Here is a 20464-nt window from a genome sequence, read left to right as displayed (position 1 = left end):
TGATGACTGCTCAAAAACCACGTCCATCCGGCCTGCTTGCGATCGACCGCGAAATGGCGCGCCAGCATGAGGATGCGCTCGCCTCGTTCGAGAGCAATCGGGAGGCAGCCGCCAAGGTCGCCGCCTCCATCAGCAAGACCGGCAGGCTCGTCCTGCTCGGCATGGGCGCCTCGCATGCCGTCGCCCGCGCCGTCGAGCCGCTCTATCGCGCGCATGGCATCGATGCCATCGCGCTGCCGCTGTCGGAGCATCTTGGACAGCCGCTGCCGCTTGCCGGCAAGACGGTGATCGTGACCTCGCAGTCCGGCGAAAGCGCCGAGGTGCTGCGCTGGTTTGCCGAAGCGGTTCCGCAGGCTGACACCTTCGGGCTGACGCTGGAAGCCGGCTCGTTCCTTGGCCGTACGGTCCCTTGCCTCGTCGGCGCCGGCGGCACCGAGCTTGCCTTTGCCGCGACCCGCAGCCTGACCGTGACGTTCGCGCTGCATCTGGCGATCCTCGCGGCGCTTGGCGAAGACCCCGCCGCCGCGCTCGCGGCGCTCAAGGCGCCTGAAACGGTCGAGATCGATGCAGCCTTGGCGGCGCTGAGCAAGGTCGCGACCATCGTCACCTCCGGCCGCAAGCTGCAAGGCGTGGCTGAAGCGCTTGCGCTCGGCTTCACCGAACTGTCACGCCTGCCCTGCTTTTCCCTCGAGGGCGGCCAGCTTCGCCACGGGCCGATGGAAATGCTCGGGCCGAAGATCGGCGTCGTCCTTTTCCGTGGCAACGATCCGACCGCCGACCTCGTCACCGCGATGGCCCTGTCCGTCGTCGAGACCGGCGCGCCGCTGATCGTGTTCGACGCTTCGGGCAAGCCGCCGGTCGCAGGCGCCGTGACCCTCGCCTTCAAACCCGCCTTCGGACTGGCGGCGATCTTTGCCATGCTGCCGGTTGCGCAGCGCCTGATGATCGCCTTCGCCGATACCCGCGTCGAGAATGCCGGGACGCCTGTGCGCACCACCAAGATCACCAGGAGCGAATGATGCGGCCGCTCGCGGTGATCGGCAACGTCAATGTCGACCTGATCGTCGGCCCGGTCGTGCCGTGGCCGAAGGCCGGCACCGAGACCGTCGTCGATCATGACGATTTGCGCGTCGGCGGCCAGGCCGGCAACACCGCGCTTGCCTGGCAGGCGCTGGGCATCGACTTCGAGATCGCCGCCAATCTCGGCGACGACCAGTTCGGCCGCTGGCTGCGCGAGGCGTTCGGGCACCGCGCGCAGAAATGGCCGGTCCGTCCCGAAGGCACCACATTGTCGGTCGGCATGACCCATCCCGACGGCGAGCGCACCTTCTTCACCACGCGCGGTCACCTGCCCCGTTTCAGCCTGGACGATGTGCTTTCGGTGCTCGACGGCAACCGCCTCGCCGGCGGCTATGCGCTGCTCAGCGGTTCCTTTCTCACCGACGATCTTACGCGCGACTATGGCGCGCTCTTCGGCTGGGCCGAAGCGAACCGCATCGCCGTCGCGCTCGACACGGGATGGCCGATCGACGGCTGGACTGAAGCGAACTGCGCGGCGGCGCGCGGCTGGCTGTCGCGCTGCGAACTGGCGCTGTTCAACGAGGTCGAGACGACGACATTGGCCGGCCTCGCAAGTCCCGTAGCGGCCGCGCGCAAGATCCGCCAGGGCATGAAGGACGGGGCGATCGTCGTGGTCAAACGCGGACCGGACGGCGCGATCGCCATCGGCGCCGACGGCAACCTCATCGAAGTGCCGGCACCGCGCGTCGCTGTCGTCGACACGATCGGGGCCGGCGACGTCTTCAACGCCGCCTTCTTGGCCGCCCTGGCACAGGGACGCTCCCTTGAAAAGTGCCTGTCCGCCGCCATCCGCGTGGCCTCGCGCGCCATCTCAACCTTGCCCCGCGACTATGGCGGGCCGACCCAATTCGAGGATGCCGTCCATGAGCGCGCTTGAGATCCGCGATGTCCACAAGAACTACGGCAGCGTCGAGACGCTGAAAGGCATCGACATCGCGCTCGAAAACGGCGAGTTCCTGGTGCTGCTCGGCTCCTCGGGCTGCGGCAAATCCACCTTGCTCAACATCATCGCCGGTCTTGCCGAGGCAACCAGCGGCGACGTGCGGATCGGCGGCCGTTCGGTGCTCGGCGTGCATCCGAAGAACCGCGATATCGCCATGGTGTTCCAATCCTACGCGCTTTATCCGAACCTGACGGTGAGCCGCAACATCGGCTTCGGCCTTGAGATGCGCAAGGTTCCCGCCACCGAGCGCGACAAGGCGGTGCGCGAGACCGCGAAGCTCCTGCAGATCGAGACCCTGCTCGACCGCAAGCCCGGCCAGCTCTCCGGCGGCCAGCGCCAGCGCGTCGCCATCGGCCGGGCGCTGGTGCGCAAGCCGCAGGTCTTCCTGTTCGACGAACCGCTCTCCAATCTCGACGCCAAGCTGCGCCTGGAAATGCGCACCGAGCTGAAGCGCCTGCATGAGATGCTCAAGACGACCGTCGTCTACGTCACCCATGACCAGATCGAGGCGATGACGCTGGCGACGCGGATCGCCGTCATGCGCGACGGCCGTATCGAACAACTGGGCACGCCGCAGGAGATCTACAACCAGCCGGCGACGCTCTATGTGGCCGGCTTCGTCGGCGCGCCTTCGATGAACATGCTGGAAGCGACAGTCGAGGACGGCAAGCTCGCCATCGTCGGCACGGATGCGCGTCTGGCGCTGCCGGCACGTTTCGTAGGTGCAGTCCGTAACGGCGCCCAGGTCATTGTCGGCGTGAGGCCCGAAGCGCTCCGCCTCGGGCTGGGCAGCGGCGCCGACTCGTCGCTGCCGGTCGAGATCGACGTCGTCGAACTGACCGGCCCAGAGCAGGTCACCACCGCCCGGGCTGGAACCCAACGGCTAACGGCGACCTTGCCGCCGCAGGCCCGCGTCATCAAGGGCCAGCCTTGCGCGTTTGTCTTCGACGCGGACGCGCTTCGCCTGTTCGATCCGGCAACCGGCAAGGCTTTGTGATGAGCGGTATCAGGCGCCGCGATTTCGCGGCGCCTGTATCTGTCATTAATCGATGTCGAACGAGACGCCCTGCGCGAGCGGCAGCGCCTTGGAAAAATTCACCGTGTTGGTGGCGCGACGCATATAGGCCTTCCAGGCGTCCGAGCCGCTCTCGCGGCCGCCGCCGGTCTCCTTCTCGCCGCCGAATGCCCCGCCGATCTCGGCGCCCGAGGTGCCGATATTGACGTTGGCGATGCCGCAGTCCGATCCGTCGACACCGAGGAAGCGCTCCGATTCCTGCAGGTCGCGGGTGAAGATTGACGACGACAGGCCGGCGCCCACCGCATTGTGCAATTCGAGCGCTTCGTCGAAATCGGAATATTTCATCACATAGAGGATCGGGGCGAAGGTCTCTTCCGTCACCGGCGAGACTTGGCTGGGCATCTCGACCAGCGCCGGATGCACGTAATAGGCGTCCGGATGACCGTTTTCGACGCGCGCGCCGCCCGTCACCTTGCCGCCATGCGCCTCAGCCTCCTTCAGCGCCTTCTGCATGTTGTCGAAGGCCGCTTTGTCGATCAGCGGACCGACCAGCGCCTTGCCTTCCAGCGGATTGCCGACCGAGACGCTCTGATAGGCCTTCTTCAGCCGCGGCAACAAAGCGTCATAGACGCTGTCATGCACGAAGAGGCGCCTCAGCGTCGTGCAGCGTTGCCCGGCGGTGCCCATGGCGCCGAAGGCGATCGCGCGCAGCGCCATGTCGAGATCGGCGGTGGGCGTCACGATGCCGGCATTGTTGCCGCCCAACTCCAGCACCGCGCGGGCAAAGCGCTTGGCGAGCCGAGGACCGACCTCGCGGCCCATGCGGGTCGAGCCGGTGGCCGAGACCAGCGGCACCTTCGGGTGGTCGACCAGCACCTCGCCGGCGACGCGGTCGCCGATCAGCACCTGCAGCAGCCCTGCCGGCGCATCGGCGCCGAAACGCCGTGCGGCGCGCTTGAAGATCGCCTCGCAGGCAAGCGCGGTCAGCGGCGTCTTTTCCGACGGCTTCCACACCACCGCATCGCCACAGACGAAGGCGAGCGCCGCATTCCACGACCACACCGCGACCGGGAAGTTGAAGGCCGAGATCACGCCGACCACGCCGAGTGGGTGCCAGGTCTCCATCATGCGGTGCCCAGGACGCTCGGTGGCGATGGTGAGGCCGTACAATTGCCGCGAAAGGCCGACGGCGAAATCGCAGATGTCGATCATCTCCTGGACTTCGCCGAGACCCTCGGACGGGATCTTGCCGACTTCGATCGACACCAGCCGGCCGAGCTCGTCCTTGTGCGCGCGCAGTTCTTCGCCCAGCAGCCGCACCAGCTCGCCGCGCTTCGGACCCGGCACCAGGCGCCAGGCCTGGAAAGCCTTGTGCGCGGCATCGATGGCTTTGCCGGCGTCCGCCGCCGAAATCTGCTTCAGCGCCGCGATCTGCTCGCCCGTCACCGGGCTGTGCACAATGAGGTCGCCGCCGGAAAGCGCCTCCTTGGCGACGCCGAGTTTCTCAAGAAGTGAAGCCGTTTCCTTCGCTAACGTCATTTTTGTCCCTTTCAGGTTCCACCTCGAAGGGTGGGAATGGAGCCATGCGCCATGTCCTTGACGTGCCGCCAGGCACGCCTGGGCGCTTTGATGGCGTGGCATTACTCGTTTCGGGGAAAAACCGCCACCCCGGCATGGTCCAAGGCCCGGCTGCGAAATTGGGCCAGAGGGTGAAGCCGGAGAATCAATGCGCTTTTTTGGCGGGAGTCCGCTCGGCGCTTTCCTTGATCAGCCGATCGATATGCATGCGGATATGCGCCGCCTCGGCTGCAGTATTGGCCAAGGCGATGGCGCGATCGAAGGCGACGCGCGCCTCTTCGTTGCGGCCAAGCTGCATCAGCAGCCCGCCTCTCAGGCCGAAGAAGTGGAAATAGCCCGACAACCGCTCCTCCAGCGGCTCGATCATGGCAAGCGCGGCTTCCGGGCCGCGTACCTTGCTGGCCGCGACGGCGCGGTTCAGCGTCACCACCGGCGAAGGCTGCATCTGCTCCAGCAAACCGTAGAGCAGGTCGATCTCGGTCCAGTCGGTATCCTCGGCCGTCGCCGCCCGCGCATGCAGCGCCGCGATCGCCGCCTGCACCTGGTAGGGGCCGGGCTTGCGGTGGCGCAGCGCCTTGTCGACCAGCGCCAGGCCCTCGTCGATCATCTTGCGGCTCCACAGCGAGCGGTCCTGATCCTCGAGCAGGACGATCTCGCCATGCTCATCGAACCGCGCCGGCGCCCGCGCGTGCTGCAGCAGAAGCAGCGCGGTCAGCCCCATGATTTCCGGCTCTGCCTGGAACAGCCTGAGCAGCAGGCGCGCAAGCCGGATCGCCTCTTCGCAAAGCGGCGCACGGGCCGGCGCTTCGCCGCCATTGCTCGAATAGCCTTCGTTGAAGATCAGATAGACCATCGCGGCGACCGCGGCGAGCCGCTCCGAGCGCTCGACCGCACCCGGCGTCTCGAACGGCACGCCGGCGTCCGCGATGCGCGCCTTGGCGCGGGTGATGCGCTGTTCCATGGCGCTCTCGCCGACCAGGAAGGCGCGCGCGATCTGCTTGACAGTGAGGCCGGAGACGATGCGCAGCGCCACCGCGATCTGCTGCGTCGCCGGCAGATCCGGATGGCAGCAGATGAACAGGAGCCGCAGGATGTCGTCGCGGTAATGCGCGCCGTCCAGCCGCTCGGCCATGTCGCCCTCGGCATCCTCCAGATCGGAGATCTGGTCCTCTTCCGGCATCGGCGCCTGCTTGGCGCGCTTGCGCACCGCGTCGATGCCGCTGTTGCGGCCGACGAAGATCAGCCAGGCGGCCGGATCGCGCGGCGGCCCGTTCTTCGGCCAGTTCTTCAGCGCCCTCAGGCACGCGTCCTGGAAAGCCTCTTCCGCGGCGTCGAGATCGCGGAAGTAGCGCAGCAGCGCGCCCATCGCCTGCGGACGGGCGTTGCTGATCGCCGTGCTTATCCAGGCAAGGTCCGTCATACCGCGACCTTTGTCGGATTGAAGACCGAAACCGGCCGGATCTCGTAGGAGCCGCCGCTCGGATTGACTTCGGAAAGCTCGCGGGCGAATTCGACCGCCTCGTCGAGGTCGCGGCATTCGAGCGTGTAGAAGCCGAGGAACTGTTCCTTGGTCTCTGCAAACGGGCCATCAAGCACGACCGCCTCGCCCTTGACCTTTCTGAGCGTCGTCGCGGCTGTCGTCGGCAAAAGGCGCGCCACGGGCCCGAGCCGGCCGGCCTTGGCGTATTTGTCCTGCACGTCGAGGATCTTCGCCATGACCTCGTCGTCCTGTTCCTTGCTCCAGGAGCAGACGACGTCTTCGGAGGCGTAGCAGAGGATGGCGTATAGCATGGCAGGTCCTTTCCGTGTCAAAGGACGCGACACTAGGACCCTTCCCGACACAAGGTCGATAAAAAAATTCGGCGGGCAATCACGGACTTGGCTGTCCCTCGCGCCTGACCGTCAGGCGCCATGCGCCTGCAGCCATCTGAGCACCAGCGTTTCTTCCTCGTCGAGGCCTTGTATCAGACGTTTGCGTTTGTTGGCCTCGGTCATTTCGTCAAGCAGGCGCCCCTCGGTCCATGCCTCGAACACCAGCGGATGGATGTAGCATTTGCGGCAGACGGCACGGGTATTGCCCAACCGCTCGGCGACCTTGTCGACGACGCTGTTGATCACCCGGTTTTGTTGCGTCTTGCTTTCCGGCAGCTCGGTCCCGGCAAACAGCGACGCGGCATGGATGGTGCCGCCCCAGGTGCGGAAATGCTTTGAGCTGAATTCGGCGCCGGAAGCCTCGCGGATGTACCGGTTGACGTCCTCCGAGCGCACCGGCCGCCGGTCGCCATCCTCACCCAGATACTGGAACAGCTTCTGCCCAGGCAGATCCTGCGCGCCGCGCACGACCTTGGCGATGCGGCGATCGACCAGCTTCAGCTTCCATTCCTTGCCCGACTTGCCCTTGAAGGCGAAGCGCAGGCTGGAGCCGTTGATCTCGACATGGCGGTCGCGCAGCGTGGTCAGCCCGAAACTCTTGTTGTCGCGCGCATAGGCCGCGTTGCCGATGCGGATCATGGTGTTGTCGAGCAGCCAGACCACCGAGGCGACGACCCGCTCCAGGGGCAGTCCCCGCCGGCGCAGATCGGCATCGATCTGGCGCCTCAGGGCGGGCAGGCTTTCCGCGAAGGCGACGAGGCTGGAATATTTGACGCCGTCGCGTTCCTCGGTCCATTGCGAATGGTAACGATACTGCTTGCGACCGCGCTGATCCCTGCCCGTCGCCTGGATATGGCCGTCCGGATCGGGCGAGATCCACACATCCGTCCAGGCCGGCGGAATGACGATCGCCTTGATGCGGGCAAGCGTCGTTTCGTCGACGGCTCTGCCATCGGGTCCTAGATAGGAGAATCCTGCGCCTTTCCTCAATCTGCGGATGCCGGGATCGGCATCGGTTACATAGTTGAGCGACGTGCTCCCGGCCAAGCTGGGATTGCCGTTCCTACGGGTTTCCTCGGCCCGCGCCGAACGGTCCGAGGACGCTTGTAAATGCTGTAACATGCCGGCTCCGCGAAATGACCCGTAGATAAAGCCGCGCGCCGGTGACTTGTTCCAGAAGGGCGTCAGCCCTGCCGGCTGACCGATACGTCCGCTATCCAACAGCCTTCCATCACCAACATGGGTCGGAGGTATTGCCGGCTGGCATGGGCTTGAGGATCCATTGCCGGCTGCCAGATAGTTGCGAGGCCCGGCCTCGACGCCATCAGGCGCGTTGCGGTTGGGCGACTGGCGCCGAGAACCGGCGCCGTAGAGTGACCTTCAATCGATAGCGCATGCAACGCCAGACGTTCGCGCCCGCCCGTGGCGCGGCCTCGGCCACGTTGAGGAATCTTGCCGCCTTGGCGAAATCGCCGCGCGCGTAATGAACGCGCGCGATTTTCAAGGCAACGAGGCCTTCCCTGACCTTCAAAGACCGCTCCGCGATGCCGCAGGACCGGAGCCGGCGCAGCGCCAGGCGCCATTCCAGAAAGCGCCCGGCAGATCTGACCGTGAAACGATCGTCGGAGCGCTCCGCAGACACGAAATAGATGAAGATCGGTTGTCTCACGACGGCAACCGATGCCTTGGCGATGACGCGCGCCCAAAACAGCGTGTCCTCGTCATAGGCAAGCCCGACCGGGAATCTCGTTTCGCCAATGACCCGCCGCGACACCAGCGCGCTGCCGACTGCAATCGACCGTATCCGCCCATCGAGATAGGCGCAGGCATTGGCAAGCCCGCTGGCTGTGTAGACACCCGGCATCTTGGTCGACCGCTCCTCGCCGTCGAGCCGCCGACGGAAGGCGCCGACCACCATATCGATCCCTGATCGTGCGCCGGCCTCGGCCAGCAACGCGCGCAGACCGCCTTCCAGATGAAGATCATCGGCGTCGATCATATAGATCCAGGGACAACGGGCCTGCTCCAGAGCCAGATTCCTGGAGCCGCCGGCGTCGCGGCAGCTCGATTTGATGACGCGCATCGGCAAGGCAAACCGCAACGCCGTCTCCGTGGCGACGGCAGCGGTGGCGTCGGAGGAACAATCGTCGACCACCAGCACTTCACCGATGACCTCCTTTTCCGAGACCAGCGAAGCGAGCGTCCGAGCAATTGTCTGAGCGGCATTGTGCGCCGCAATGATGATGCTGACCTCTTCCAAACCCTGTCGCCGCACACCACACCCACGCAGGCGCGCCCCCCGTCAATCCCATGCCCAGGATACCGACGGCCGGCGCAGTTGAGAAGCGTCTATCGGGCGATCGGGATTGCCGTCACACCTTTTCCATGGCAACCGGAATGACGTCGACCGCCTGCTCGCCGACCTGGCCGCCCGTCGTCTTCAGCACGCCGACGATCGGCGCCACATCGGAATAGTCGCGGCCATAGCCGACGGTGATATGGTCGTTGCTCGCCCGCATGCCGTTGGTCGGGTCGAATTCCTGCCAGCCGGCATCGCGGCCGCACCATACCTTGACCCAGGCATGCATGGCATCGGCGCCCTCGAGCCTCGGCTTTCCCTTGGGCGGGATCGTGCGCAGGAAGCCGCTGACATAGCCGGCGGGGATGCCCAGCCCGCGCAAACCGGCGATCATGATATGCGAAAAATCCTGGCAGACGCCGCGCTTCAGCGCGAAGGCGTCGCTCGCCCGCGTCTGCACCGTGGTCGCCTTGCCGTCATAGGCGAAATCGCGATGGATGCGATTGCACAGATCGGCCGCTGTGGCCACCGTCGAGCCGGCCAGGCTTTCCCGCGCATAGGCCGTGATCGCGGCATCGATGCCGACATGATCGCTGGCGGCGAGGAAATGATGCGGCGCGGATGGCGACAGGGAGCGGACCGAGCCGAGTTCCTCTTTGAGCTGCTGCAGATCCGGCGAGACGTCAAGACCAGGCTCCGGACGCGACACCGACACACGTGCGCTCATCTTGATGTCGAGGCCGTCGTGGACATCGCGAAAGGCGATCGCGGTGACGCTGTTGCCGAAGAAATCGGAAAAATCCGTGCGCTCAGATGGGTTTGGCACGAAAGACAGCGAGGCGACGACGACGCGCTGCACGCCCGCAATCGTCGGCGGCAGCACCCGCACCTGATGCCGGCTGCCACCGGCCGCGGCGTCATAGTCGTAGCTGAGGTGAAGCCTGATATCGTACAGCATGCTAACCAAAATAGGCTTTGGCGAGGCTGTTATAGAGATTGCCGATCTCGGTCGCGAGATCGTCAAGCACATCCGCCGTCATGTCCGATGGTTCCCTCACCGCGATTGCAGTGTTGAGCTGCAGGATTTCCTTAGCGGCAGTCGACATGTGCCCCTCGCCGCCGACCGAAGGCAGCATGCCGATCTCGGTCTTCAGCCGCTCGAGCTGGAACAGGACCGAGCGCGGATTGAGCGGGTCGAGCGCCAGCAGGTCGATGACCGTGCGCCGCCCGGCCTGCACCGGATATTGCCGGCGGTGGGTCATGACGCTGTCGCCGATCTCCAGCATCATGTCGAGCGCGCCCTCCGGCGCTCCTTTCCCGGTCAGCCGGCTGAGCGTGCGGGCAATCTGGATGCCGCGTTCCAGCCTGCGGCCGATCTCCAGGAAGCGCCAGCCGGTGAAGCGGTACATGTTCTCATGCAGCAGGCCGGAAAAGCCGGCGAGCTTGCGCAGCATGACCGTCATCGCCCGCGTCGCGTCGTCTCCGGGCGCTACCGTCTCCGCGAACTTGTGAACAGTCTTCGCCAGATCCTTAAGCGCCAGCCAGCCATCGGGCGAGAAGCGGTCGCGTATCTGCCCGGCGCTGTAGACCGCGCTGTCCAAGGTCCCGATCAACCCCGGCGGTATCGCCGTTCCGACGTCGATGCCGAACGGCTCAAGATAGTCCCTGATATCGGCCAGCAGCGGCATGTCCGGATCGGACGTCTCGGCAAGCCGCACGTGATAGGCGCGCAGCACGCGCAACGTGTCTTCCGAGCGCTCGATATAGCGTCCTAGCCAGGTCAGGTTCTCCGCCGCGCGGCTGGGGAGGCTGCCCGGCATGCTGCGGGTGAAGCTCTCATGTTCCTGCGGCAGCAGCGTCTCGCGCTCGACCGGCCTGTCGCTGACCACCCAGACATCCGCGGCCTGACCGCCGCGCTGCATGGCGATCGCCGTCGGGTCGAGCGAGAAGCCGACGCGGGCGAAGCCACCGGGCATCACCGTCCAGCCTTCCGGCGTGCGCGCCAGATAGACGCGCAGGCTGGCGGGCCGTGGTTCCAGCAAACCGCCGACAAACACCGGCGTGGTCGACAGCGTCACCGCTTCCTGGCCGACGAAACCGGCGCCATCCGCTTCGATCCGCGCGACAAGCTCGGCCCGCTCGCCGGCCGACAGGGATGATCCGAGCCGGGTCGCGCCGTCGTCCTCGAAGGCGAGCCGGGTAGACAGCGCCGGACCGACCACCATGCGGTCGATATTGGCCAGCACATGGGCGCGCTCGCTCTCCTGCCCGCACCACCAGGTGGCGATGTTCGGCAGCTTGAGCTCGTCAGCCTGCAGTTCCCGCGCGATCCTGGGCAGGAAGGACAGCAGCGCCCGCGTCTCCATCAGGCCCGAGCCCAGCGCATTGACGGCCGACACCGTGCCGCGCCGGATCGCCTCGACCAGCCCCGGCGTGCCGATCTGCGAGTCCGGCTTGAGTTCCAGCGGGTCGGCAAAAGCGGCATCGAGCCGCCGCCACAAGACGCCGATCGGCATAAGGCCGGAAACGGTGCGCACCATCAGCCTGCCGCCGGAGACGGTCAGGTCCTCGCCCTCGAGCAGCATGATGCCGAGATAGCGGGCGATATAGGCATGCTCGTAATAGGTTTCGTTGAGCGGCCCCGGCGTCAGGATGGCGACACGGCCGCTGGCATCCTTGGCCATGCCGTTCAGCGCGTCGCGGAAGCGGCGGAAGAAGCCGGCAAGGCGGTGCACATGCATCTCGCCATAGATGTCCGAAAGCGCCCGCGTCGTGGCGACACGGTTCTCCAGCGCGAAACCGGCGCCCGACGGCGCCTGGGTGCGGTCGCCCAGCACCCACCAGCGGCCGTCCGGGCCACGGCCGAGCTCGAAGGCGACCATGTGCAGGAAATGGCCGCTGGCCGGCCTCACGCCGGCGATGGGGCGCAGATATTCCGGGCTCGCCGCGATCAGCCCGGCCGGCAGGATGCCCCTCTCGATCAGCCGGTTCGGCCCGTATATGTCGGCCAGGATCGCCTCGAACAGGTCGGCGCGCTGGACGAGGCCGGCGCTGATCTCGGCCCATTCCTGCTCGTCGATCAGCAGCGGAACATAGGCGAGCGGCCATTCCCGCTCATTGGCGCCTGCCTTGTCATAGACGCGGTAATAGACGCCTGCATCGCGCAGATACTGGTCGGCCCGGGCAAAACGCTGCCCAAGCCGCTCCGCCCCCAAACCGTCGAGTGCGTCGATGAAGGAACGCCAGGCCGGACGCGGGCTGCCCGACGCGTCGACCATCTCGTCGACGACGCCTTCGATCGGCCGGTAGCGTTCCAGCAGGCTCTGCGCCCGCGGCCTGCCGCCCGCCCGTTTCTGATTCCCCTTGGCCATTGTCGATCAGAGTCTCGCCGGCCGCCTGAGGTCAAGGGTCATCGGGAACTCTTCAGAGGCTTCTTCGTCGCGCAGCACATAGCCGCCCGGCGTATGGCCGCGTGGCTCGAAGCGGGTGAGGCGTCGGGCCTCGGCCTCGTTGCCGTTGACCGGGAAGGTGTCGTAGTTGCGGCCGCCCGGATGCGCGACGTGATAGACGCAGCCGCCGACCGAGCGGCCCGACCAGCGGTCGTAGATGTCGAAGACCAGCGGCGTGTTGACCGGCAGGGCCGGATGCAGGCCGGAGGCCGGCTGCCAGGCCTTGAAGCGCACGCCGGCCACCGCGACCTCTCTGGTGTCGGTAACCTTCATCGGCACGATGCGGCCGTTGCAGACGATGGCGTGACGCTCCGGATTGAGGCCTTCCGTCCGCACCTGCAGCCGCTCGACCGAGGAATCGACGAAGCGGACCGTGCCGCCGATCGCGCCCTGCTCGCCCATCACATGCCAGGGCTCCAGCGCCTGCCTGAGCTCCAGCTTGACGCCGGCATGCCGAACCTCGCCGCAGAAGGGGAAGCGGAATTCGAGCTGGGCGGCGAACCATTCGGGCGGAAGTCGAAGCCGTTGAGCTTCAGATCCTCCAGCACGTCGAGGAAATCCGCCCAGACATAATGCGGCAGCATGAAGCGGTCATGCAGCGACGTGCCCCAGCGCACGAAGCGGCCGTCGAGCGGGTTCTTCCAGGCGCGAGCGATGATCGCACGGACCAGCAATTGCTGCGCGAGCGACATGCGCGCATTGGGCGGCATCTCGAAACCGCGGAACTCAACCAGCCCCAGCCGGCCGGTCGGGCCGTCCGGCGAGAACAATTTGTCGATGCAGATTTCGGAGCGATGCGTGTTGCCGGTGACGTCGGTCAGGAGATTGCGGAACAGCCGGTCGACCAGCCACGGCAACGGTGCATTGCCCTTGTCCGGATGCGGCACCTGCGCCAGAGCGATCTCCAGCTCATAAAGTGAATCGTGCCGCGCCTCGTCGAAGCGCGGCGCCTGGCTGGTCGGACCGATGAACAGGCCGGAAAACAGGTAGGACAGCGACGGATGCCGCTGCCATTGCAGCACCAGGCTCTTCAACAGGTCGGGCCGGCGCAGGAACGGGCTGTCATTGGGCGTCGCGCCGCCGACCACGACATGGTTGCCGCCGCCGGTTCCGGTATGGCGGCCATCGATCATGAACTTGTCGGTGCCGAGCCGCGACTGCCGTGCTTCCTCGTAGATCGCCGTGGTGGTGGCCACGCATTCCTGCCAGTTGCCGGCCGGGTGGATGTTCACCTCGATGACGCCGGGATCCGGCGCCACGCGGATGACGTTGAGGCGCGGATCGTGCGGCGGGGCGTAGCCTTCGATATGGACCGGCAGGCCGATGGCCTTGGCCGCGTTCTCCGCCGCCGCCACCAGTTCGAGATAGTCCTCCAACGCCTCGACCGGCGGCATGAACACGCAGAGCCGGCCGTCGCGCGGCTCGACGGTGAGCGCGGTGCGCACCGCGCCGCCGATCTCGGTCAGTTGCTGCTCGACGCGGTCCTGCTGCGCGCTCGCAGCGGTGAAAGACACGGTCTGCTGGCGGCGTGCCATTTCGTCCGCGCCTTCCAGTTCAGCTGGCGACGGCTGGGGCAAGATGGCCTCGCGCGCCGGCAGCGCGCCGCGCGGCACGGAGGGATCGACCGGCACGATATAAGGGAACTGCGCCGGCGGCACATAAGGCAGTGTGCCCAGCGGCAGGCGATAGCCGACCGGGGAATCGCCCGGCACCAGGAACAGGCGGCCGCGCCTTGTCTTCCATTTCTCCGAGCGCCAGCGCTGCCCGGCAGCCTGGCTGTTCCAGCGCTGCACCGGCAGCACATAGCCCGATGGCTTGGTCAACCCGCGCTCGAAAACGCGCGCCATGCGGCTGCGCTCTTCCGGGTCTTCCAGCTTCGAATTGGACGGATCGACATTATCCGGCAGCTTGCCTTCCTTGAGCAGCCATTCGGCCGGATCCTCATAGGCCTCGCTGACCATCGCCTTGTCGATGCCGAGCTCGCCGGCGATCGCCGTGAGCAGGCTTTCGGCCTGTTCGGGACCGATCGCGGCATTACCATTCTCGCGCGCGATCAGCGACGGGTCGCGCCACACCGGCTCGCCATCGGTGCGCCAGTAGAGCGAGAAGGTCCAGCGCGGCAGGCTTTCGCCCGGATACCACTTGCCCTGGCCATAATGCAGAAAACCGCCAGGAGCGAAGCGTTCGCGCAGCCGGCGAATGAGCTGGTCCGCCTTGTCGCGCTTGGTCGGACCGACGGCGGCCGTGTTCCATTCGGCGGACTCGAAATCGTCGATCGACACGAAGGTCGGCTCGCCGCCCATGGTGAGCCGCACATCGCCGTCTCTCAGTGCCGCGTCGACCTTTTCGCCCAGCGAATCGAGCGCCTCCCAGCTTTCATCCGAGAACGGCTTGGTGATGCGCGGATGCTCGGCGATGCGGTCGACCCGCATGTCGAAACCGAAATCGACATTGGCGAAGCTCGCCATGCCGGAGATGGGTGCTGCATTGCGATAATGCGGCGTCGCCGCCAGCGGCACATGGCTCTCGCCGGTGAGCAGGCCGGAAGTGGGGTCGAAGCCGATCCAGCCGGCGCCTGGAATATAGACCTCGCACCACGCGTGCAGATCGGTGAAATCGACCGACGTTCCGGGCGGCCCGTCCAAAGACACCAGATCGGGCTTGAGCTGGATCAGATAGCCGGAGACGAAGCGCGCGGCGATACCGAGATTGCGCAGGATCTGCACCAGCAGCCAGCTTGAATCCCGGCACGAGCCCTTGGCCGCGGCAAGCGTCTCCTCCGGCGAGAAGACGCCTGTCTCCATGCGCACGATATAGGCGATCTCGCGCTGCAGCCTGGCATTGAGGTCGACCAGGAAATTGACGGTGTTCGTCGGGCTGCGGTCGATGCTGTCAAGGAATTTGGACAACAGCGGCCCGGCCGGCTCCGGTTTCCGGTAGATGGCGAGGTCTTCCCTGATCTCTTCCGGGTAATTGAACGGAAAGGTCTCGGCCGATTCTTCAACGAAGAAATCGAACGGATTGTAGACCGTCATGTCGGCGACGAGGTCGACTTCGATCTTGAGCTCGGTCACCGGCTCCGGGAAGACAAAGCGGGCGAGGAAATTGCCGTAGGGGTCCTGCTGCAGGTTGACGAAATGGTTCTTCGGCTCGACCTTCAGCGAATGGCTGAGCACCTTGGTGCGCGAATGCGGCGCCGGCTGCAGCCTGATCACCTGGGGACCAAGCACCACCGGCCGGTCGTATTTGTAGTGGGTCAGGTGATGGACGGCTGCCAGAATTGCCATGGTACCCCGGAGTTCGGCGTTTCACTCCGCCGAACCCTGACATAGATGCTGGCCATTCTCCAAGCAGAGATGTTGCGCTGCACCTAATTTAAGCAGCCTTGCCGGCTTAGAAAAACGCCTGAATGCCCGTCTGCGCCCTTCCGAGGATCAGCGCATGCACGTCATGCGTGCCTTCATAGGTGTTCACCGTCTCCAGGTTCTGCGCGTGGCGCATCACGTGGTAGCCGATCTGGATGCCGTTGCCGCCATGCATGTCGCGGGCCTGGCGGGCGATGTCGAGCGCCTTACCGCAATTGTTGCGCTTGACGATCGAGATCATCTCCGGCGCCATCCTGCCCTCGTCCATCAGCCGGCCGACGCGCAATGAGCCCTGCAGGCCAAGCGCAATCTCGGTCTGCATGTCGGCGAGCTTCTTCTGGAAGAGCTGCGTGCCGGCAAGCGGCTTGCCGAACTGTTTGCGGTCGAGGCCGTATTGCCGCGCCCGGTGCCAGCAATCCTCTGCCGCGCCCATCGCGCCCCAGGAAATGCCGTAGCGCGCGCGGTTGAGGCAGCCGAACGGGCCGCCAAGACCCCTGGCGTTGGGCAGCAGCGCTTCCTCGCCGACATCGACACCTTCCAGCACCACCTCGCCAGTGATCGACGCGCGCAGCGACAGCTTGCCGCCGATCTTCGGCGCCGAAAGCCCCTTCATGCCCTTTTCCAGCACGAAGCCGCGGATTTCGTCCTTGCCGTTCTCACCCTTCAGCTTCGCCCAGACGACGAACACATCGGCGATCGGCGCGTTGGAGATCCACATCTTGGAGCCGGAGAGCTTGTAGCCGTTCGCGGTCTTCTCGGCGCGCGTCTTCATGCCGCCCGGATCGGAGCCGGCATCCGGCTCGGTGAGGCCGAAACAGCCGATCCATTCGCCTGAGGCGAGCTTCGGCAGGTATTTCTTGCGCTGCGCTTCCGAGCCATAGGCATGGATCGGATACATGACCAGCGACGACTGCACGCTCATCATCGAGCGGTAGCCCGAGTCGATACGTTCAACTTCCCGCGCGACTAGCCCGTAGGTCACGTATCCGGCGCCGAGCCCGCCATATTCTTCCGGAATGGTGATGCCGAGCAGACCTGCCTCGCCCATCTCGCGGAAGATCGACGGGTCGGTCTTCTCCTCGGCATAGGCTTCCTCGATGCGCGGCGCCAGCTTGTCGGCAGCGAAGGCGGCCGCGCCGTCACGCACCATGCGCTCGTCCTCGGAAAGCTGGTCCTCGATCAGGAAGGGGTCGTTCCACACGAAAGCGTTCTTATCGGCGGCCATGGCCTCGGGCTCCCAGTATTTTGATGTGCCCGGCTTATCCGCCTGCGCACGCGAAAAATCAAACGAAATTGCATCGCGGATCAATGAGCGTTAGTAATGGATCATGAACGTTCAGCGCCGCCTCTTGCCGAACACCGCCGCGCTTGCCGCCTTCGAGGCAGTGGCGCGGCTTGGCTCCTTCACTGCAGCGGCTCGTGAGCTCGATTTGACCCAAGGCGCCGTCAGCCGCCAGATCAATCTGCTGGAAGAACAGTTCGGCCGGCGGCTGTTCGAGCGCGACAGCCGCAATGTCCGGCTGTCGGCGGCCGGCGAGACCTACGCCGAGGCGGTGCGCTCCGCGCTTGGCCAGTTGCGCGACGCGGCCCTCGGATTGATGAGCAATCGGCATAGCGGGGTTCTCAACCTTGCCATCCTGCCGACCTTCGGCACGCGCTGGCTGATGCCGCTGATCCCGGATTTCGTCGCCCGCCACCCGGACATCACCATCAACTTCGCCACCCGTATCGGACGGTTCGACTTCGCCCGCGAGCGGCTGGACGCCGCGATTCACCACGGCATGCCCGACTGGCCGGACGCCGATTGCACGCTTCTAATGCGCGAAACCGTGCTGCCGGTGGTTTCACCGGAATTCCTCGCCGCCCGCGACATCGCCACGCCGGCCGATATCAGCCGCCTGCCACTGCTGCACATGGCAACCCGCCCCGGCGCCTGGAGCGAGTGGTTCGAGCTTCAGGGGCTGGAGGCGCCGACCGGGCCCGGCATGCAGTTCGAGCAGTTCGGAACGGTCGCCCAGGCCTGCATGGCGGGGCTCGGCGTGGCGCTGCTGCCGGAAATCCTGATCTCAGGCGAATTGCAGCGCCGCCAGTTGGTGCCGGCGCCCGGCCAACCGATGCAGAGCCGCAGCGCCTATTATTTCGTCGTGCCGAATGACAAGCGCGGCCACCCGCCGGTCGCCAGCTTTCGCGACTGGCTGCTGGGCCAGATCGGCAAGGAGCCGGCTGTCCTCGCCTGGTAGCTACTTCCGCTTCATCGCCTCGGCTTCCGGCTGTAAGCGTGGTGTCATTGCGGCTCGCGTTTCGGCAATTTTTGCATCGAGCTTGCTTTTGATCCGGGCGAAAGCCTGGTTTGCATCGACCGACCTGCCACTCGCCATGCCCTCGTCCCAAAGACGCGCCAGCTCACGGACACTCACTTCACCGAAACTTGCCATATCGCGCGTCTCTCCACACACGGACGGTATAGAACGCTCTACTGATTGCAAGGAACGCAGTCGATCCTAGTAGCTACTTCCGCTTCATCGCCTCGGCGAGCGCCGCGCCGAACGCGCCCTGCGAAGGCTTTTCCGGCTGGCGCTGCGGCGCCGGCGAGCGCGGCGCCGGCTTGCCGCCGCCGTGATCGCGCTGGCCGCCACGCGGCGCGCTACCTTCGCCGCCATCCTTGCGCATCGACAGGCCGATGCGCTTGCGCTTGATGTCAACATCGACGACCCGCACCTTCACCACGTCGCCGGCCTTCACCACCTCATGCGCGTCCTTGATGAAGCGGTCGGCAAGCTGCGAGACATGCACCAGCCCATCCTGGTGCACGCCGATGTCGACGAAGGCGCCGAAGGCCGCGACATTGGTGACGGTGCCTTCGAGCAGCATGCCTGGCTTCAAATCCTTGATGTCGTCGACGCCCTCGGCAAAGGTCGCGGTCTTGAAGCCGGGGCGCGGATCGCGTCCGGGCTTTTCCAATTCGGCGATGATGTCGCGCACCGTCGGCAGACCGAAACGCTCGTCGACGAAGACGCGTGGATCCAGCGCCTTGAGCGCGGCGCTGTCACCCATCAGCGCGCGCACGTCGCGGCCGCAAGCGGCAACGATCTTCTTTGCCACGCCATAGGCTTCCGGGTGCACCGAGGACGCATCGAGCGGCTCCACGCCATTCGGGATGCGCAGGAAGCCGGCGCTTTGCTCGAAGGCGCGCGGCCCGAGCCGCGCCACCTTGAGCAGGTCCTTGCGACTGGCAAACGGCCCGGCCGCATCGCGATGCGCAACGATCGACTCGGCGAGCGACGGCCCCAGTCCCGACACGCGCGCCAAAAGCGGCGCCGACGCCGTGTTGAGGTCGACGCCGACGGCATTGACCGCATCCTCGACCACCGCTTCCAGCGAACGGCCGAGCCGGTACTGGTCGACATCGTGCTGGTATTGGCCGACGCCGATCGACTTCGGCTCGATCTTGACCAGCTCGGCCAGCGGATCCTGCAGACGCCTGGCGATCGACACCGCGCCGCGCAGCGAGACATCCAGGCCGGGGAACTCCGCAGCAGCCGTCGCTGAAGCCGAATACACGGAAGCGCCGGCCTCGCTGACGATAACCTTGAGCGGCTTCGGCCCGGCGCCGGCCGGCAGGTCCGACAGCATGTCCGCCACCAGCTTCTCGGTCTCGCGGCTGCCGGTGCCGTTGCCGATCGAGATCAACTCGACCTTATGCTGGCGAATGAGCGCCGCAAGCTCGGCCTGCGTGCCGCGAATGTCATTCCTCGGCGGGAAGGGATAGACCGTCGTGGTCGCCACCAGCTTGCCGGTGCCGTCGACCACCGCCACCTTGACGCCGGTGCGGATGCCGGGGTCGAGACCCATCGTCGGCCGCGAGCCGGCGGGAGCGGCGAGCAGCAGGTCCTTGAGATTGCGGGCGAAGACGTGGATCGCCTCTTCCTCGGCCCGTTCACGCAAGTCGCGCATCAGGTCGAGCGTCAGATGCAGCGACAGTTTGATCCGCCACGTCCAGCCGGCCACCTCCATCAGCCATTTGTCGCCGGGCAGCGTGCCGCCGATGGCATAGGCATTGGCGATCATGCGCTCGACCGGTTTCACCGGCGAGGCGTCGTCGGCATCGACCTCGATGTCGAGCGACAGCACCTCTTCGTTGCGGCCACGCAGCATGGCGAGCGCACGGTGGCTGGGCACGCCCGACCAGCGCTCGACATGGTCGAAATAGTCGGAAAATTTCGCGCCAGCCTCCTGCTTTCCGTCGACGACTTTTGCGCGCAGGAAGGCGCGTTCCTTCATATAGGCGCGCAGCTTGCCGACCAGGTCGGCATTCTCGGCGAACTGCTCCGACAGGATGTCGCGCGCGCCTTCAAGCGCCGCCTTGGCGTCAGCCACCTCGTCGGTGACATAGGCGAGCGCGAGCTCGGCCGGAATTTTGGAGCGGTCGGCCAGGATCGCTTCGGCGAGCGGCCCCAGGCCGCGCTCCCTGGCAATCTCGGCCTTGGTGCGGCGCTTCGGCTTGTAGGGCAGGTAGATGTCTTCCAGTTCCGCCTTGGTGGCTGCCGCGACGATCTTGGCTTCCAACTCCTCGGTCAGCTTGCCCTGCTCGCGGATGGAGCTGACGATCGTCTCGCGCCGCGCATCGAGCTCGCGCAGATAGGCGAGCCGCTCGGAAAGGTCGCGCAACTGCGTGTCGTCGAGCCCGCCGGTGACTTCCTTGCGGTAACGCGCCACGAAAGGCACCGTGGCGCCCTCGTCGAGCAGTCCGATCGCCGCCGCGGCCTGTTCCGGCCGTGCGCCGATCTCGGCCGCGATGATTGCTGCGATGCGCTTGATGTCCGATGCCATGCCGATCCCTGTCGAAAAGAGCGGCGACCA

General features: G+C 65.9%; 14 protein-coding genes and 1 pseudogene. 4 read left to right on the top strand and 11 right to left on the bottom strand.

The window, feature by feature from the left end; translation table 11 throughout:
• Positions 1-2 precede the first annotated feature (2 nt).
• Genes EJ069_RS00850 through ugpC form a run of 3 tightly spaced genes read left to right on the top strand, consistent with a single transcriptional unit; the run spans position 3 to position 3020 of the window.
• Positions 3-1019, top strand: coding sequence for an SIS domain-containing protein (locus tag EJ069_RS00850; RefSeq protein WP_126064594.1), 1017 nt, complete (start codon positions 3-5; stop codon positions 1017-1019).
• A complete protein-coding gene (locus EJ069_RS00845; protein ID WP_126064593.1) occupies positions 1019-1957 on the top strand; it encodes a PfkB family carbohydrate kinase in 939 nt (312 codons plus the stop codon). The genes EJ069_RS00850 and EJ069_RS00845 overlap by 1 nt, the downstream gene beginning before the upstream one ends.
• The gene (gene ugpC, locus EJ069_RS00840) at positions 1944-3020 is read left to right on the top strand and encodes a sn-glycerol-3-phosphate ABC transporter ATP-binding protein UgpC (protein WP_126059655.1); all 1077 of its coding nucleotides are present in this window, start codon (positions 1944-1946) and stop codon (positions 3018-3020) included. Before EJ069_RS00845 ends, ugpC begins: the two co-directional genes overlap by 14 nt.
• 45 nt (positions 3021-3065) lie before the next feature.
• On the opposite strand, the gene EJ069_RS00835 is transcribed toward ugpC, so the two are convergent.
• The 9 genes and pseudogenes from EJ069_RS00835 to EJ069_RS00795 form a co-directional block, all read right to left on the bottom strand.
• Entirely contained in the window at positions 3066-4580 is a 1515-nt protein-coding gene (locus EJ069_RS00835; protein WP_126059654.1) for an aldehyde dehydrogenase family protein, read from the bottom strand.
• Between the two features lie 184 nt (positions 4581-4764).
• Positions 4765-6039: an RNA polymerase sigma factor gene (locus tag EJ069_RS00830; protein WP_126059653.1), complete on the bottom strand. Its 1275-nt coding sequence runs from the start codon at positions 6037-6039 to the stop codon at positions 4765-4767.
• The gene (locus tag EJ069_RS00825) at positions 6036-6410 is read right to left on the bottom strand and encodes a YciI family protein (protein ID WP_042640414.1); all 375 of its coding nucleotides are present in this window, start codon (positions 6408-6410) and stop codon (positions 6036-6038) included. The genes EJ069_RS00830 and EJ069_RS00825 overlap by 4 nt, the downstream gene beginning before the upstream one ends.
• 111 nt (positions 6411-6521) lie before the next feature.
• The gene (locus EJ069_RS00820; protein ID WP_126059652.1) at positions 6522-7613 is read right to left on the bottom strand and encodes a DNA topoisomerase IB; all 1092 of its coding nucleotides are present in this window, start codon (positions 7611-7613) and stop codon (positions 6522-6524) included.
• Between the two features lie 202 nt (positions 7614-7815).
• Positions 7816-8751 (bottom strand): glycosyltransferase family 2 protein, encoded by a 936-nt coding sequence (locus EJ069_RS00815; protein ID WP_126059651.1) that lies wholly within the window; start codon positions 8749-8751, stop codon positions 7816-7818.
• Positions 8752-8863: 112 nt separating this feature from the next.
• Entirely contained in the window at positions 8864-9748 is an 885-nt protein-coding gene (locus EJ069_RS00810; RefSeq protein WP_126059650.1) for a transglutaminase family protein, read from the bottom strand.
• 1 nt (position 9749) lies between these two features.
• Positions 9750-12161: a circularly permuted type 2 ATP-grasp protein gene (locus EJ069_RS00805; protein ID WP_126059649.1), complete on the bottom strand. Its 2412-nt coding sequence runs from the start codon at positions 12159-12161 to the stop codon at positions 9750-9752.
• A gap of 6 nt (positions 12162-12167) precedes the next feature.
• Positions 12168-15526, bottom strand: a pseudogene (locus tag EJ069_RS00800) (transglutaminase family protein).
• Between the two features lie 106 nt (positions 15527-15632).
• On the bottom strand, positions 15633-16829 hold the full coding sequence (locus tag EJ069_RS00795) for an acyl-CoA dehydrogenase (RefSeq protein WP_126059648.1): 1197 nt from the start codon (positions 16827-16829) through the stop codon (positions 15633-15635).
• Between the two features lie 103 nt (positions 16830-16932).
• On the opposite strand from EJ069_RS00795, the gene EJ069_RS00790 reads away from it, so the two are divergent.
• Positions 16933-17844 (top strand): LysR family transcriptional regulator, encoded by a 912-nt coding sequence (locus tag EJ069_RS00790; RefSeq protein ID WP_126059647.1) that lies wholly within the window; start codon positions 16933-16935, stop codon positions 17842-17844.
• On the opposite strand, the gene EJ069_RS00785 is transcribed toward EJ069_RS00790, so the two are convergent.
• Positions 17845-18039, bottom strand: coding sequence for a hypothetical protein (locus tag EJ069_RS00785; protein WP_042640428.1), 195 nt, complete (start codon positions 18037-18039; stop codon positions 17845-17847).
• 73 nt (positions 18040-18112) lie between these two features.
• Positions 18113-20434: a Tex family protein gene (locus tag EJ069_RS00780; protein ID WP_126059646.1), complete on the bottom strand. Its 2322-nt coding sequence runs from the start codon at positions 20432-20434 to the stop codon at positions 18113-18115.
• Positions 20435-20464 lie beyond the last annotated feature (30 nt).

Origin of the sequence: Mesorhizobium sp. M2A.F.Ca.ET.043.05.1.1, from assembly GCF_003952445.1 — a bacterium.
Lineage (GTDB): Bacteria > Pseudomonadota > Alphaproteobacteria > Rhizobiales > Rhizobiaceae > Mesorhizobium.
This window is presented reverse-complemented; position numbering and strand designations above follow the sequence as displayed.

Excerpts from the sequence above, each read along its gene's own strand:
- EJ069_RS00830 (WP_126059653.1), bottom strand. The coding sequence starts at position 6,039 with ATGACGGACCTTGCCTGGATAAGCACGGCGATCAGCAACGCCCGTCCG.
- EJ069_RS00820 (WP_126059652.1), bottom strand. The coding sequence starts at position 7,613 with ATGTTACAGCATTTACAAGCGTCCTCGGACCGTTCGGCGCGGGCCGAG.
- ugpC (WP_126059655.1), top strand. The coding sequence starts at position 1,944 with ATGAGCGCGCTTGAGATCCGCGATGTCCACAAGAACTACGGCAGCGTC.
- EJ069_RS00805 (WP_126059649.1), bottom strand. The coding sequence starts at position 12,161 with ATGGCCAAGGGGAATCAGAAACGGGCGGGCGGCAGGCCGCGGGCGCAG.
- EJ069_RS00850 (WP_126064594.1), top strand. The coding sequence starts at position 3 with ATGACTGCTCAAAAACCACGTCCATCCGGCCTGCTTGCGATCGACCGC.
- EJ069_RS00845 (WP_126064593.1), top strand. The coding sequence starts at position 1,019 with ATGCGGCCGCTCGCGGTGATCGGCAACGTCAATGTCGACCTGATCGTC.
- EJ069_RS00810 (WP_126059650.1), bottom strand. The coding sequence starts at position 9,748 with ATGCTGTACGATATCAGGCTTCACCTCAGCTACGACTATGACGCCGCG.
- EJ069_RS00790 (WP_126059647.1), top strand. The coding sequence starts at position 16,933 with ATGAACGTTCAGCGCCGCCTCTTGCCGAACACCGCCGCGCTTGCCGCC.
- EJ069_RS00785 (WP_042640428.1), bottom strand. The coding sequence starts at position 18,039 with ATGGCAAGTTTCGGTGAAGTGAGTGTCCGTGAGCTGGCGCGTCTTTGG.
- EJ069_RS00795 (WP_126059648.1), bottom strand. The coding sequence starts at position 16,829 with ATGGCCGCCGATAAGAACGCTTTCGTGTGGAACGACCCCTTCCTGATC.
- EJ069_RS00835 (WP_126059654.1), bottom strand. The coding sequence starts at position 4,580 with ATGACGTTAGCGAAGGAAACGGCTTCACTTCTTGAGAAACTCGGCGTC.
- EJ069_RS00825 (WP_042640414.1), bottom strand. The coding sequence starts at position 6,410 with ATGCTATACGCCATCCTCTGCTACGCCTCCGAAGACGTCGTCTGCTCC.
- EJ069_RS00780 (WP_126059646.1), bottom strand. The coding sequence starts at position 20,434 with ATGGCATCGGACATCAAGCGCATCGCAGCAATCATCGCGGCCGAGATC.